11 protein-coding genes, 1 tRNA gene, 4 pseudogenes and 1 riboswitch are annotated in these 14,387 nt (G+C 33.9%); of the genes and pseudogenes, 10 read left to right on the top strand and 6 right to left on the bottom strand.

Annotated elements, in window-relative coordinates; genetic code table 11:
* Positions 1-44 precede the first annotated feature (44 nt).
* From OPR24_RS06235 to OPR24_RS06220, 4 genes are all read left to right on the top strand, one after another.
* Positions 45-785 carry a YebC/PmpR family DNA-binding transcriptional regulator gene (locus OPR24_RS06235; RefSeq protein WP_265033225.1) on the top strand — a complete coding sequence of 247 codons (741 nt, stop codon included), beginning with the start codon at positions 45-47 and terminating at the stop codon, positions 783-785.
* Between the two features lie 3 nt (positions 786-788).
* Positions 789-1,685 (top strand): M23 family metallopeptidase, encoded by an 897-nt coding sequence (locus OPR24_RS06230; protein ID WP_265034022.1) that lies wholly within the window; start codon positions 789-791, stop codon positions 1,683-1,685.
* 7 nt (positions 1,686-1,692) lie between these two features.
* Positions 1,693-2,538, top strand: coding sequence for an SPFH domain-containing protein (locus OPR24_RS06225; RefSeq protein WP_265034021.1), 846 nt, complete (start codon positions 1,693-1,695; stop codon positions 2,536-2,538).
* Positions 2,539-2,614: 76 nt separating this feature from the next.
* A riboswitch (TPP riboswitch) is annotated at positions 2,615-2,717 on the top strand.
* Entirely contained in the window at positions 2,706-2,957 is a 252-nt protein-coding gene (locus OPR24_RS06220; protein ID WP_265033222.1) for a SemiSWEET family sugar transporter, read from the top strand. Its footprint overlaps the riboswitch before it by 12 nt.
* Here the strand turns inward: OPR24_RS06220 and OPR24_RS06215 are convergent.
* Together OPR24_RS06215 and OPR24_RS06210 are read right to left on the bottom strand one after the other, a co-directional pair.
* Positions 2,914-3,925, bottom strand: a pseudogene (locus OPR24_RS06215) (IS630 family transposase). The gene OPR24_RS06220 and the pseudogene OPR24_RS06215 sit on opposite strands and share 44 nt — an antisense overlap.
* Before the next feature lie 316 nt (positions 3,926-4,241).
* Positions 4,242-4,961 carry a helix-turn-helix domain-containing protein gene (locus tag OPR24_RS06210; RefSeq protein ID WP_265033220.1) on the bottom strand — a complete coding sequence of 240 codons (720 nt, stop codon included), beginning with the start codon at positions 4,959-4,961 and terminating at the stop codon, positions 4,242-4,244.
* 55 nt (positions 4,962-5,016) lie between these two features.
* Between OPR24_RS06210 and OPR24_RS06205 the strand changes: the two genes are divergently transcribed.
* A complete protein-coding gene (locus OPR24_RS06205; protein ID WP_265033218.1) occupies positions 5,017-6,048 on the top strand; it encodes a DNA-methyltransferase in 1,032 nt (343 codons plus the stop codon).
* A gap of 639 nt (positions 6,049-6,687) precedes the next feature.
* Here the strand turns inward: OPR24_RS06205 and OPR24_RS06200 are convergent.
* Positions 6,688-6,764 (bottom strand) — tRNA-Met (locus OPR24_RS06200).
* Positions 6,765-6,823: 59 nt separating this feature from the next.
* Between OPR24_RS06200 and OPR24_RS06195 the strand changes: the two are divergent.
* Positions 6,824-7,515, top strand: a pseudogene (locus tag OPR24_RS06195) (ComEC/Rec2 family competence protein); the annotation flags it as partial.
* 11 nt (positions 7,516-7,526) lie between these two features.
* Here the strand turns inward: OPR24_RS06195 and OPR24_RS06190 are convergent.
* Positions 7,527-8,538, bottom strand: a pseudogene (locus tag OPR24_RS06190) (IS630 family transposase).
* A gap of 543 nt (positions 8,539-9,081) precedes the next feature.
* On the opposite strand from OPR24_RS06190, the gene recR reads away from it, so the two are divergent.
* The 3 genes from recR (at position 9,082) to OPR24_RS06175 (ending at position 12,006) form a co-directional block, all read left to right on the top strand.
* Positions 9,082-9,669 (top strand): recombination mediator RecR, encoded by a 588-nt coding sequence (gene recR / locus OPR24_RS06185; RefSeq protein ID WP_265034020.1) that lies wholly within the window; start codon positions 9,082-9,084, stop codon positions 9,667-9,669.
* Positions 9,670-9,836: 167 nt separating this feature from the next.
* Positions 9,837-10,721: a hypothetical protein gene (locus tag OPR24_RS06180; RefSeq protein ID WP_265033216.1), complete on the top strand. Its 885-nt coding sequence runs from the start codon at positions 9,837-9,839 to the stop codon at positions 10,719-10,721.
* Between the two features lie 64 nt (positions 10,722-10,785).
* Entirely contained in the window at positions 10,786-12,006 is a 1,221-nt protein-coding gene (locus OPR24_RS06175) for a KAP family NTPase (RefSeq protein WP_265033214.1), read from the top strand.
* 45 nt (positions 12,007-12,051) lie between these two features.
* Here the strand turns inward: OPR24_RS06175 and OPR24_RS06170 are convergent, their stop codons facing one another.
* Positions 12,052-12,588 carry a hypothetical protein gene (locus tag OPR24_RS06170; protein ID WP_265033212.1) on the bottom strand — a complete coding sequence of 179 codons (537 nt, stop codon included), beginning with the start codon at positions 12,586-12,588 and terminating at the stop codon, positions 12,052-12,054.
* A 69-nt stretch (positions 12,589-12,657) separates the two neighbouring features.
* Here OPR24_RS06170 and OPR24_RS06165 point away from each other — a divergent pair.
* Positions 12,658-13,669 (top strand): annotated as a pseudogene (locus OPR24_RS06165) (IS630 family transposase).
* Here the strand turns inward: OPR24_RS06165 and OPR24_RS06160 are convergent.
* On the bottom strand, positions 13,648-13,950 hold the full coding sequence (locus OPR24_RS06160; RefSeq protein ID WP_265033211.1) for a hypothetical protein: 303 nt from the start codon (positions 13,948-13,950) through the stop codon (positions 13,648-13,650). The pseudogene OPR24_RS06165 and the gene OPR24_RS06160 sit on opposite strands and share 22 nt — an antisense overlap.
* Positions 13,951-14,387: the final 437 nt, after the last annotated feature.

Genomic DNA, 14,387 nt, shown 5'->3' with positions numbered 1-14,387 from the left:
TTTTCTATGCTTTGATATATAATTAGGTTTTTAACTATTTGAATATGGCTGGTCATTCACAATTTTCAAATATAAAACATCGGAAAGGCGCTCAGGATGCAAAGCGCTCTCAAAAATTTACGAAGCTGATTAGAGAAATAACAATTGCTGCAAAGCAAGGGCTGCACGATCCCGAACTCAACCCGCGCCTTCGCTCTGCTATATTTGCTGCACGCAAGGAAAATCTACCAAAAGATAAAATAGAAACAGCAATAAAAAATGCAACTGGTAACGTTGCTGGAGAAAATTATGAGGAAATCCAATATGAAGGTCATGGCCCTTCTGGCACTGCACTCATTGTCCATGCCTTGACTAACAACCGCAACCGTACTGCTTCTGAGGTACGTTATATATTTTCTCGCAAGGGTGGAAACTTGGGAGAAACAGGAAGTGTTAGTTACCTTTTCGATCATGTAGGCTTAATCGTCTATAAAGCAGAGGGTGTGAATTTTGATGATTTATTTAATTATGGGATCGAGTTAGAAGTATTGAATGTTGAGGAAAATGACAAAGAAGGATTACACGTTATAACTTGTGAAATAAAAGATTTTGGTAAAGTACGCGATGCCTTTTATGCAAAATTCGGAGAACCAGAACTTGCTCGTCTTTCGTGGCAACCAAAGGATCTAGTTGAAATTAGCGATAAAGAGTTGATCGATAAATTATCCACATTGGTTGAAGAATTAGAAGATAATGATGATGTACAGTATGTTGAAGGTAATTTTATTTTTGTTGATGCTGTTTAAATGATGAAGCTGATTATATTTATACTGCTTTATATTTTACCAATATTTAATATACACGCCCTTAAGACTCCAGATAACAGTAAAGAGACTTTTTTAATATCCAGCACCATAAAATCTTCTTTTTTTGCCACGGGAATTGAGCAAGGGTTGGCGCCAAATACAGTGGTAAAATTGATCAACATATATAAAGATTTTGGTGTTGATTTTAAAAAAGACATTGTGCCGAAGAGTAAATTGGAGGTTCTTTTTGAGAGATCGCTCAGTAATCAGAAGACTGAAGAAAAGATTTTATATGCTTCACTGACAATAAACAAGAAAGCTATTAGTTTATATCATTATAAATCGCAAGACGGCAAAGAAAGGTATTTTAATAAAGAAGGAATAAGCTTAAAAAATGGCGAAATTTTTGCAAATCCTTTAAATGGAGATTATCGCATATCCTCAAAATTTGGCAATAGAAAGCATCCTGTTCGCGGTAAAATTGCTTTTCACAAAGGAGTGGATTATGCAGCTAAGCTTGGCACTCCCATATACCCTGCTGCAGAGGGTGTGGTAGAATATATAGGAAAGAATGGTGGCTATGGAAATTACATCAAAATAAAACACAAAAATGAATATTCAACCTGTTATGCGCATATAAGTAGATTTAGTGGCGATATAAAGTTAGGCTCTAAAGTAAAGCAGGGACAGGTAATCGCCTATGTTGGTAGCACTGGTGTTGCAACAGGACCCCATTTACATTACGAAGTTATATATAACGGCAAACACATCGATCCGCTTACGATAGCGCATAAAACTGAAGTAAAATTGCCTGATCATGAATTAAGAGAGTTTAAACTATTTGTAAATAAGATAAATAAAACGATCAACAGAGAGGGTTCAAGTGAAAAAGAAGTTTAAAGACAATATGGATAAGAATACGATAAACGATAGAAATTTAAGTCAACTCCGGTTTTTTCCTGTACTAATAGCGCTAGGATTAATTTTATCGCTGCTTTTTTTGGCATATGACAGCACAATTGCGCTTGGAGTTGCTGCTGTTTCAATTTTGACTTTTCTTCAAGGATTTTTTATTAATGACCCTAATGAAGCAAGAGTGATAGAGTTTTTTGGTCATTATATTGGAACTTATTTTAAGTCTGGAATATGTGTAACGCTTCCCTTTTCAAGCAAATATATAGTTTCCCTAAAATTTCAAAATATCAACACAGAAAAAATAAAAGTGAATGATGAAAATGGAAGTCCAATAGAGATTTCTGCAGTAATTGTTTGGAGAGTAAACAGCCCTGCAAAGGCGTATTATAATGTTAACAACTATCACGAATTTGTTTTTGTACAAAGTGACTCAGTAATAAGAGAATTAGCAAGCAATTATCCGTATGATAGCGAAAGCGATGAGGAATCTTTACGTAAAAATTCTGATAAAATTTCAGATGAATTGCGGTCAATGTTACAACAAAGATTAGATATTGCAGGAATTGAGATTACAGAAGCAAGAATATCGCATTTGGCGTATTCGTCCGAGATTGCACAAGCAATGTTAAGGCGTCAACAAGCACATGCTATCACTTCGGCAAGAAGGCATATAGTGCAAAATGCAATAGGAATTGTCGAGGAAGTAATAGCTCATTTTGAAAAAAACAAAAGCTTACAATTAGATGGCAAGCAAAAGGTTCAATTGATAAATAATTTGTTGGTTGCCCTAATCTCTGAGCAAGATGCACAACCAACGATTAGTTTGGATAATAATTAGCATAGAAGCCGATTGGGTTTCATGAATGCAAGTCACTGTTAATTTCTTGATTAATAGACTAAATGATGTTATAAATTACACGCATTAGGGGTGCTCTAGAAAAGCTGAGAGTACATAAAGTACAACCCTTTGAACCTGATATTGTTAAAGCAAGCATAGGAAAATGTATGTATATAAATATTGAAGAATGCTTCGGCTTCATTGCGTTAATTGCATCTCTAATTGGATTATCACCTCAAGTATATAAAGCATATATCACTAAAGTTACTCGTGATGTATCGATGCTAATGTTAGTAAACTATCTTATTTGTTCATTGTCTTGGATTGGCTATGGTCTTTACCAGAGCTCAATTTTTGTGGTGCTTGTACCAATTCTCATTGTTGATCAGTCAAATAGGAGAAATTGCAGAGTTGTTTAATTGTGGAGCTGGCAAGAGAAGTAATAAATTTGCACAAAGCACCCTAAAGCAGAGCAATTGTATCGTATATTTTATTGCGCAAAATGTTCTGTTTTATGTATAACCAAAGCCTCTCAACAGGATTGAGTTCAGGTGAATATGGAGGTAGGTATATAATCTCAATATTTTTAGCTACCTTTAAATTTTTTGACTTATGCCAACTAGCACAGTCCATAACAAGAACAGCTTCTCTTGTCCCTAGATATTGCGACATTTGCTCAAGAAATACATTCATGCAATCAGTGTTAACATTTAGTGCAAATAAGCTAAAACTCTCTCCATTTTTAGGATTAACTGCACTGTAGAGATAAAAATTATGCCTACCTAATTTTATTTTAACCCGAGTCCTAGTGCCTTTTTTAAACCATCCATGCCCAACTTTCGAATGTGTGCCAAACCTTGATTCATCAAAGAAAAATAGCTCTTTTTCTGGATACTTGCCAATAACTTCATTGAGATTTTTTTTTGAATTCCTCTTGTTTACTTTTATCTTGTACGTTGTGTACTGGTCTTGGTGTAATATATGAAAATTTCATCTTTTGCATATGGCGGTGTACTGTAGATTTGCTGATATTTAATCCGAACTTTTCCTGGATTCTTATTCTCATTTCTTTAATGGTAATATTAGGATTTTCTTCTATACATGCTTCAATTTGCTGTAGTTGAGCCTGATTTAATTTAGTTTTTCTACGGCGTGATGGAGGAGCAAACAGTTTTTCTTCTCTGCCAAATTTCAAGAGTTTTACCCACGAAGTTAGTGCGCTTCTTGAAATGCAATATATTTTTGCTACAGCCGCTATACTGTGCTTTTTTGCCGCAATTACAGCATTTAGTTTTTTTGAAACATATACATTGTTCCTTACTTTCTTCAGCATTTCTTTTGCTGATTCTACTACTTTTTCATCCAATAATTTTGATCTTAATGCCATTTATACCTCGCTACTTCACTTACTTTAGTATGGCTTTTTTCCCATTATTGTCTATCCGTTCTTTGTATAGTGGGGATTGGTATGAGATACCGCGGCAGTATGACGTAGGGAAACCTTTCTTGGGTTAGCTATAGAAGGTTAAGGGCTGCAAATTTTTCATTGGACAGGCTTCTTATACTTTTGGTGAGGTTAAATTTTGAAGTGAAAATTTTAATAAACAGCAAATAAACAAGTTTATCAAAAAAAGAGTTAAATGTTAGGATTTTAAATAATACAGCATTCCGGACAATTTAAAATCAACCTGGGATGGAGGAAGTTAGTGGCGGTCACATACTCTTTCATCACAATGATAAAGAAGCTTACCTTTATCTCTGACGTATTTTAAAGGAATTTTGGGATTATTGATGTCTTTACCACCAGTATCATGCCATTTCTTTTCCCATGTAATATAATATGGTTCAAGGTCTTGCGGCGTTAATTTATATATTTCTTTTAGCTCTATTCCTTCATAAATAGCAAATACCCAATCCACCTTTCGGTATTTTGCAATTATTGTAGGATTCATATGATGATGAGTAGAAAAGCTTTTTGTAAGAAGAGCATTTACTGATTTAAGCTCATATTCATTACCATACTCATCAATGGCATCATTTCCCTCGCGTGCTGGAAGAATAGTGAGTCCAGTTAGTAATAAGACTTGTAGGATTTTCCCGCCGTTATCCTGAAAGATATCATTTATACCGTACTTAACAGCAAACTCCTGATACTTCAGTATATGAGGAAATATATCTTTCAGACATTTTCTGTCTTGATCCTGATTTAGAAGTGCAGTAGGTTCAATACCAAGGGCATCTGCTATGCGCTCAACATTATCTATAGAGATATTTCTCTCACCACGTTCAACGGAGCCTATATATGTTCTGTGTAATTCACATAAATCAGCAAGAGTTTCTTGGGAAAGCCCTTTTATATTTCTTATCTTTCGTATATTCTGGGAAAGAAGTAACCGCAAAGATTGTTTTTTTATTTTTGTCATCTTTGTAAGATAATAGTTGACAATTATAAGTCTACAGACTATAAGTATCTTTCATATGGCACATATATTGGAAAAATTTAAATTTAATAATAAACCCACATATACTACAGATAGGGGAGCTGCATATTGTGGAGACTCTCTTAACCTATTGCCGCAATTACCAGATAATAGCTTAGATCTCATAATCACCAGTCCACCGTTTGCTTTGCAAAGAAAAAAAGAATACGGAAATGAATCCCAAGCCGAATATGTTGCCTGGCTTGGTCAATTTGCAAAATTAGTACATAGCAAACTCAAAGATACAGGCAGCTTTGTACTTGATCTAGGTGGGGCTTATGAAAAAGGCGTGCCATCCAGAAGTTTATATAATTTTAGAGTGCTTATGCATTTCTGTGATGATATAGGCTTCTTCCTTGCAGAAGATTTCTATTGGTATAATCCTTCTAAATTGCCAAGTCCAATTGAATGGGTAAATAAGAGAAAAATCAGAGCAAAAGATTCTGTTAATACAGTATGGTGGTTCAGCAAAACTGAGTGGCCTAAAGCAGATGTCACAAAGGTGCTAGTGGAATACAGTGGCCGCATGAAAAAACTTATCGAGAACCCAAAGGCTTATTATACTCCAAAAGAACGACCATCCGGACATAATATTGGTAGTAGCTTTGGTAAAGATAATGGAGGAGCTATTCCATCAAATCTTTTGCAGATTCCTAATTCAGAGTCTAACAGCCAGTATCTTGCTGCATGTAAGGAACTAGGTGTAAAAGAGCATCCAGCTAGATTCCCTGCTAAATTACCTCAATTTTTTATTCGGTTTCTAACACAACCAGGTGACGTTGTTTTAGATATTTTTGCTGGTTCTAACACAACAGGTTTTATATGTGAGCAAGAAGACCGTTACTGGTTAGCATTTGAAGAAAATAGAGAATATCTTGCTGCATCTACTTTTAGGTTCTTAGAAAAAGAACACTCAAAGGGAGAGTTAGAAATTATCTATCAACGCATTGTTCATGGTGAAGAGCAAGTGTTAAAGGCTAAGCAGTCTATATTGGATCTTAAGTTCACTCAGCAGTCATTAGTAGTTTAGTTATGCTCTTTGTTCATGGTTTTCCCGTTTTTAGCAATAATTTTTTATATAAGCATTTTTGTTGCCTATCCTCAACACTTTCCACATTAGCGTTACTAGCGGAAGTTACTCTTAAATATTTGTTCATGTTAGCCATAAATATTAAGAAATTTACCAAACGAAAAAAAAGGCAAAAGAAGCCCCGACTAATATCTATTTAAAAACATTGGCGTTTTTTTATGTTTTAAACGTCTAATAACCGCGACTTAGCTGCTTTTTAATGCAACTAACCTTTAGTCATAAATGTTTAAGAAATTTACTAAGCAGAAAAAAAGGCAAAAGAAATCCCGTGTTAGCTAGTTGTCACTCTCTAATCCTGCAAATTAGCGTTCTATACTGTCTTAAACGCTTTATAAGCGCGTTTCATCTTATATAGGTAAAAACCTAGAAATGTTGTGAAGACATAAGGTGCGCATAGTGCAAAAAATTAAAAATAAGACGCCAATTACGTAATACTGTTGTCGTTTAATCTGCACAGATTGAAGATAAATGAATACCTTCAGTACCATGATAAGGGGGCTGCCAGAGTTTGTCAAGTAGTTTTTCGTTTAATCCATTCTATGAGCTACCTGAAACTACAATATTTGTACAATTGGAAGATGGTTGCGGGAGTAGGATTTGAACCTACGACCTTCAGGTTATGAGCCTGACGAGCTACCGAGCTGCTCCATCCCGCGTCGTTGTTTATTTAGCTATTATACTTGCAATTATAGGATATACAAGGATAAAATCCGCTATGGGTCGTATATTAGTATATTTATTAACTTTTTTTTTGACATAATAGTTAGCTATATACGTCATAACCTACGTAATGAAAAATATAACTTGATACTGTGGTTTCCTGTGTGTCAGTGTGTAGGGATTTTAACCTATTTTTCCCTAAGTTTTGAACCAAGCTGCATTTTCACTATATCTATTTTTCTTTTGCTTCCACCTACACTAACTCTGATTGCGATACTGCACAAAAGGTACACAATACTATGCATTGCTTTAATTGCAGTGCTCATAGGATTTACAGCTAGTAAATTAAGAACAGCTTTAGTTGATACTCAAATTCTTGATAAAGAGAGATACGAAAAAGATATAATTGCCACAGTGAAGGACATTAATGACAGGGGCTCATACAAACAATTTCTGCTTTCTGTTACAAAACCCTCTACTATCTCAAAATCCTCTCCTGTCATCCCAGCACCCCCTTTTGTCATCCCAGTACTTGATACTGGGATCCAGAAAAAAAAGATATGGATTCCAGCGTTACGCGCTGGAATGACACCGGATAGAGCTCTAGATAACATCAGAATATCAGTTAGAACCAAAGTGGAAAAAGGCATTGAAATAGGCGATCAAGTAAAATTATCAGCAAAACTCTTCCCTCTAAAGATTGCGCCCTCGGAGCATGCATATGATTTTGCAAGAATAGCATATTATCATACCAATTCTCATTGTTGGTCAGTCAAATAGGAGAAATTGCAGAGTTGTTTAATTGTGGAGCTGGCAAGAGAAGTAATAAATTTGCACAAAGCACCCTAAAGCAGAGCAATTGTATCGTATATTTTATTGCGCAAAATGTTCTGTTTTATATATAACCAAAGCCTCTCAACAAGATTTAGCTCAGGTGAATATGTAGGTAGGTATATAATGTCGATATTTTTAGGTACCTTTAAATTTTTTGACCTATGCCAACTAGCACAGTCCATAACGAGAAAAGCCTCTCGTGTTTCTAGATATTGCGACATCTGCTCAAGAAATATGTTCATGCAATCAGTGTTGACATTTGGTGCAAATAAGCTAGAACTCTCTCCATTTCTAGGATTAACCGCACTATAGAGATAGAAATTTTGCCTAACTAATTTTGTTTTAACCTGTGTTCTAATCCCCTTTTTAAACCACCCATGTCCAACCTTTGAATGTGTGCCAAACCTTGATTCATCAAAGAAAAATAGCTCTTTTTCTGGATACTTGCTAATAGCTCCATTGAGATTTTTTTTTGAATTCCTCTTGTTTGCTTTTATCTTGTCCATTATGAACTGGTCTGGGTGTAATATATGAGAATTTCATCTTTTGCATATAGCGGTGTACTGTAGATTTGCTGATATTTAATCCGAACTTTTCCTGGATTCTTATTCTCATTTCTTTAATGGTAATATTAGGATTTTCTTCTATCCACTCTTCAATTTGCCGTAGTTGATCCTGATTTAATTTAGTTTTTCTACGCCGTTGTGGAGGAGTAAACAGTTTTTCTTTTCTGCCAAATTTCAAGAGTTTTACCCACGAAGTTAGTGCGCTTCTTGAAATGCAATATATTTTTGCTACAGCCGTTATACTATGCTTTTTTGCTGCAATTACAGCATTTAGTTTTTTTGAAACATATGCATTGTTCCTTACTTTCTTCAGCATTTCTTTTGCTGATTCTACTACTTTTTCATCCAATAATTTTGATCTTAATGCCATTTATACCTCGCTACTTCACTTACTTTAGTATGGCTTTTTTTCTATTATTGTCTATCCGTTCTTTGTATAGTGGGAATTGGTATTAGAACGTTAGTTAAGCGAATTGAGATTAATTTTGAGGATGTGAACATCGTGTTTAGAGTGAAAGAGCTTCCAGACTCTTCTCATGGGGAGAAAAATCAATACTTGCAATGTTGTTGTAGGGGTAGTCATCCCGCTACTTGTTAGCGGAATCTATGCTAAGAGATACCGCGGCGGTATGACGTAGAACTGCTGTCATCCCGCTGCTTGTTAGCGGGATCTAGAGATACTGTGGCGGTATGACGTGTTGCTTGGGTCAGCTATACCTTTTTTCTACTTAGTTTGGGTTATGCAAGAAGTCTATTATAATCAGGCTTTAAGTGTGCGGAAGTAATTTTTTGTATTAGAGTAAAAAATTTTTTCTATAGCTAATCAAAGTGGGATCAAGAGAAACTTATCACTTTCTTTACAAAGGGTTTGATGTTACCATTTGATGAACTATTCTGAATTTATTGAATGAACATTAACATAAAGAATCTAGTTCATGCTTTTTCTAAATTGCCAAGTTTAGGACCATCATCATCACGCAGGTTGGTTATACATTTACTCCAAAACAAAGAGAAAGTTATGCTACCACTTGTATCTTTGATTAAAGAGCTAGCAGATCTTATAGTAGAATGTGAGATTTGCGGAAATCTAGATACTAAATCACCTTGTTCTATTTGTACTAACCCAAAACGTGACACTAAGTTACTGTGTGTAGTAGAAGAATTGGGTGATCTATGGGCGTTTGAAAAAGGAAATATATATTCAGGTTTATACCATGTTTTGGGGGGCAGATTGTCTGCAATAAATGGCATAGGTCCAAAAGAACTTAATCTTGATACTATTCTGGAAAGAGTGACAAAATCTAAAGTTGAAGAGATAATTATTGCAATTAATCCGACATTAGAGGGTCAAGTTACTGCACAATATATAATTGAATTGCTAAAAGACTTGAATGTGAAAATATCACGTCTTGCTTGCGGCATACCAATGGGCGGAGAAATTGACTACCTAGATGAAGGAACGCTGAGGATAGCACTTACTTCAAGACAGGATATTAAATAATTATCACAGTCATTCAATTTCTTTTTAGCAAGCTATAAGTTTTTTATCATACTACCACTACTTATAAAATACTAAATTTTAGTGACATACTTCAGCCTAAAAACTTGCTTTACTAAATTCTTGAAATATTGTACATTTAAAGCATAGTGTTTTAAAATGAGGGAGTTATGTTAACTTTTGTACTAGATGGAGTACATAATACTTATAATTGGTTAATCAAAAAATTAAGATCAACCCCTCTTGATTTCATTGCATTATTTAACAAAGAATACGCAGATAGTAAACGAATTGGATACATATTAAAGGATATAAAGATTGACTTAGGACTACAAGTGCCTAATTTAGAAGTGAAAAAATTAAAAGAGTTTGATTTTAAATTAAATGATCTACTTTTAACAAAAAGCGATATTAATTTTCACAATATAGAGCTACCACAAAAAAGAGATCTTCCTATATTATTAGATAACCCACCTAATGTCAGCGAAATAATAAGAAAATTAAATCTAGACGAATATGCTCGATATATTGATAACCTAAGCTTTATATTTCCATTAATGCTGGTGTATAAAAACTTTGTGCATAGTGACTGGGTATCTGATAAGTATGGTAATTCTGCACTAATAGAATTAATAAAAACTTGTGATAGTAGGAAAATCATGGAGGAAAAAATAGACTTATGGAAGGAAAAAGGAAAGTTAACAATAGATATCAGTTTGGATGCAAGAAGCTTAGTTTATATAAACGGGATGTTTCCTTTAATACAAAAAGCTATTAAAAACAGGAGTTTTATAATTCAAAACTATTCTGGACTCTATGAAAGTGGAATTGAGCAACTAGTCACTGAATTCAAAGATTGTAAAAGTTTAAAGGAAACACAGGAAGTAATAGACGATCTTACACAAAATTACGTGCAATACATGGAAAGATGCATAGAAGAAAAAACAGGAATAAAAACTATCACATATGATCCATATGGTGTGCTTGATCCTGTAAGTAGCTTGAAAAACATTTCTATTAATGTGTTAGAAAAACATGGATTACTAAGTAAATGATTGTGATATAAGCCTGGACTCTTAACTTATAAAATACTATAGTAAAATATAGCGTAAGGGTCTTATGTGCTTAAAAAAACTTGTATCGTTAATAACGTTCAAGAAGAAAGAAACAGCGCCACCACTTCAAGTGGCGGCTTGGGAAAATGACCGTCTAAACTATAAGCAATTTTCAGGCAAATTCAACACTATAATTAAAACGATTGATCAGTCTTTTACAATAATATCTTTAGAAGGATATGATGGATGGGGTAAGACGTTTTTTCTGAAAGAGTGGGTAAAAGAGTTAAAACAGCAAAATGAAATTGCAGCTTACTACAACGCATGGGATACCAATGCACTGGATCAACCACTTCCTTCTTTTTTAAATTTTCTATTTGAAGATTTATTTGCATCGTATGAAGTAAAAAGAAGCGTTATACAACAGTTCAAGAACATAAACCAAGAACTATTTTCTCTAAACACACTAGGAAAGCTGATCAGTAAATCTCCACTTGCTATGCTTTCCGTATTGCTTGACGCTACAAAAGAGGCTGATAGGAAAGATATTGGTTCTGTACTGAGAGAGTTGAATACTCTTCAAAGAAGAGAAGAAAACATTAAGGATTTTAAAACACAATTGGCAAAAGTAGTTAATAGAATTAGAAAGGACAAAAACATTTATATAATGGTGGATAATCTTGATGTGTGCCGCCCTAAATTTGTTGTTGATTTTTTGGAATCTATAAAGTATATGCTTGATGTGGAGGGGCTGGTTTTCATTATTTCTGTAAGTAAAGATAAGAGCAATGTGCATAAAGCCATTAGCACGATACTTGGACCAAATTTTGACCTAAAATCTTTTACTGATCTCTCTTTACATTTATCGAAGCAACCGATAGAAAAATTTACAAAAGAACTATTTGAAAATATTAAATTACCGAAAAAGTCAAAAAATTTGATTGTAGATAGTTTTATATTTTATGCAGAAAGCCTTTTACTATCGTTAAAAACAATAGAATACTGCGTAAAAAAAATAAAGCTGTGTCTTCTAAATTACACAAGAGAAGAATTACCTGCTCCAAATTTGTTTTCGTTTTTGGTAATACTGCAATCAGTAAATACTGATTTGTATGAGGAGTTAGATTCCTCATGTCAAAGAGCATTGGAAAAAATTGAAAATGAATATAAATCTTTAATTCTAAATGGTCAAGAGGAATGGGAAAAACTTAAAACCTCTCTAGAAGCTGCTTTTGCAGAGAAGGAATCAAAAATTAACAAAGCTATAAAGGATATAATATTTTGAAAAGATACCCTACCTTTGCATATACAAAGATAGGGTAATATTTGATTAACGCCCCTTTACTATGTTATTACCTTGTTCAAACTTTCTGATTAATTCGCTTACGTTGACATTAGATAATTTTTTACCTGCAGATTTGTCATTATGTGAAGCATCAGGTTTACGAAGGTCTTCCTTACTGTTACTCCTAGTAATATTACATCTGACAATGTTTGAATTATTAGACTTATCGCTTATATCTGAAATATTGCTTTTTTCACTACGTGAAGACGAATTACTCGACATATTGTCTAAGCTAAAGCGCTTTTTACCTTGATAGATTGGATTCCAATCAAGTGGATTGTAAGTTTTTTTGCTAGTCTCAACCTTTTGGTTATTTTGCTGTTTAGGAGAAAAACCTAGGTTTTCTCTTTCTTTCTTGCTTAGTGTTTTGAGAAATTTTACGGTTTCTAATTTATCAGTTGCTTGTACTTGATGTAAATCAAAGCTTTTTTGATGGTTATCCTGCTTAACATTTTCCATCATTTTATCTTTTATTGTTCTATCCTCATCATCAGAAGTGCTGCTACTAATACCAATTCCCACTATACAAAGAACGGATAGACAATAATGGGAAAAAAGCCATACTAAAGTAAGTGAAGTAGCGAGGTATAAATGGCATTAAGATCAAAATTATTGGATGAAAAAGTAGTAGAATCAGCAAAAGAAATGCTGAAGAAAGTAAGGAACAATGCATATGTTTCAAAAAAACTAAATGCTGTAATTGCGGCAAAAAAGCATAGTATAACGGCTGTAGCAAAAATATATTGAATTTCAAGAAGCGCACTAACTTCGTGGATAAAACTCTTGAAATTTGGCAGAGAAGAAAAACTGTTTGCTCCTCCATCACGCCGTAGAAAAACTAAATTAAATCAGGCTCAACTACAGCAAATTGAAGCATGTATAGAAGAAAATCCTAATATTACCATTAAAGAAATGAGAATAAGAATCCAGGAAAAGTTCGGATTAAATATCAGCAAATCTACAGTACACCGCCATATGCAAAAGATGAAATTTTCATATATTACATCAAGACCAGTACACAACGTACAAGATAAAAGTAAACAAGAGGAATTCAAAAAAAAATCTCAATGAAGTTATTGGCAAGTATCCAGAAAAAGAGCTATTTTTCTTTGATGAATCAAGGTTTGGCACACATTCGAAAGTTGGGCATGGATGGTTTAAAAAAGGCACTAGGACTCGGGTTAAAATAAAATTAGGTAGGCATAATTTTTATCTCTACAGTGCAGTTAATCCTAAAAATGGAGAGAGTTTTAGCTTATTTGCACTAAATGTTAACACTGATTGCATGAATGTATTTCTTGAGCAAATGTCGCAATATCTAGGGACAAGAGAAGCTGTTCTTGTTATGGACTGTGCTAGTTGGCATAAGTCAAAAAATTTAAAGGTAGCTAAAAATATTGAGATTATATACCTACCTCCATATTCACCTGAACTCAATCCTGTTGAGAGGCTTTGGTTATACATAAAACAGAACATTTTGCGCAATAAAATATACGATACAATTGCTCTGCTTTAGGGTGCTTTGTGCAAATTTATTACTTCTCTTGCCAGCTCCACAATTAAACAACTCTGCAATTTCTCCTATTTGACTGACCAACAATAAGAATTGGTATTACAAGTTAATTCTGGCCAACCAATGGTTTGAATAACATCATCACGTTTAATGTTTAATCCCAATTGATTGGCTAGTTTTTCTTTTATCGTTCTTTGCATTTTATTCAGAGGATATCTTATTTGTTGTTCTAAATCTGTGATTTCTGAATGAAAAGTTAAACGGTCTGCTATTTTTTCAATGCTAAGGGGTATATGTTTCTCTAACGGTACATCATTTTCAAAATCATTAAGGAATTGTTTGAATAAAACGCGAAAAATACTAACACACAATGTAGCTCGTTTATTTACTACTTAAATGTCATTAATGTAAACCACACCATGTGAAAACTTTAGTTGTAGAAACTTTTTTGGTAATTTAGGTTTGACTTCCTTTAGTGAAATAATAGGAAATATTTGCGTAGAAACATTAGCAATTAATTCTGGTATAGCTGCTTCACAAAGTATTTCATTTAAAGTTTTATGCTCACAAAAAAGATCAGACATTTTTACAATAGGTAAAACTAGTGGCAAGTTTGGTATATTTTCTCTTACGGTAATTAGGATGGTGGGCTGAATTCTCAGTTTATCTACGGTTAAATGTACTGCATCAGTGCAAAGGTCAAGAATAATTACGCTTACTATACTACCTTGGCTGCTTATGTGGTAAACTCCTTCTGCTGCTCTTCGCCAGATTAATCTTGAGCTGCTTAATAAATCCTCGAACCAAC

The organism is Wolbachia endosymbiont (group A) of Sicus ferrugineus, assembly GCF_947251515.1.
Classification (GTDB): Bacteria; Pseudomonadota; Alphaproteobacteria; order Rickettsiales; family Anaplasmataceae; genus Wolbachia.
Note: the sequence above shows the minus strand (reverse complement) of the source record. Positions and strands in the feature narration are given on the sequence as shown.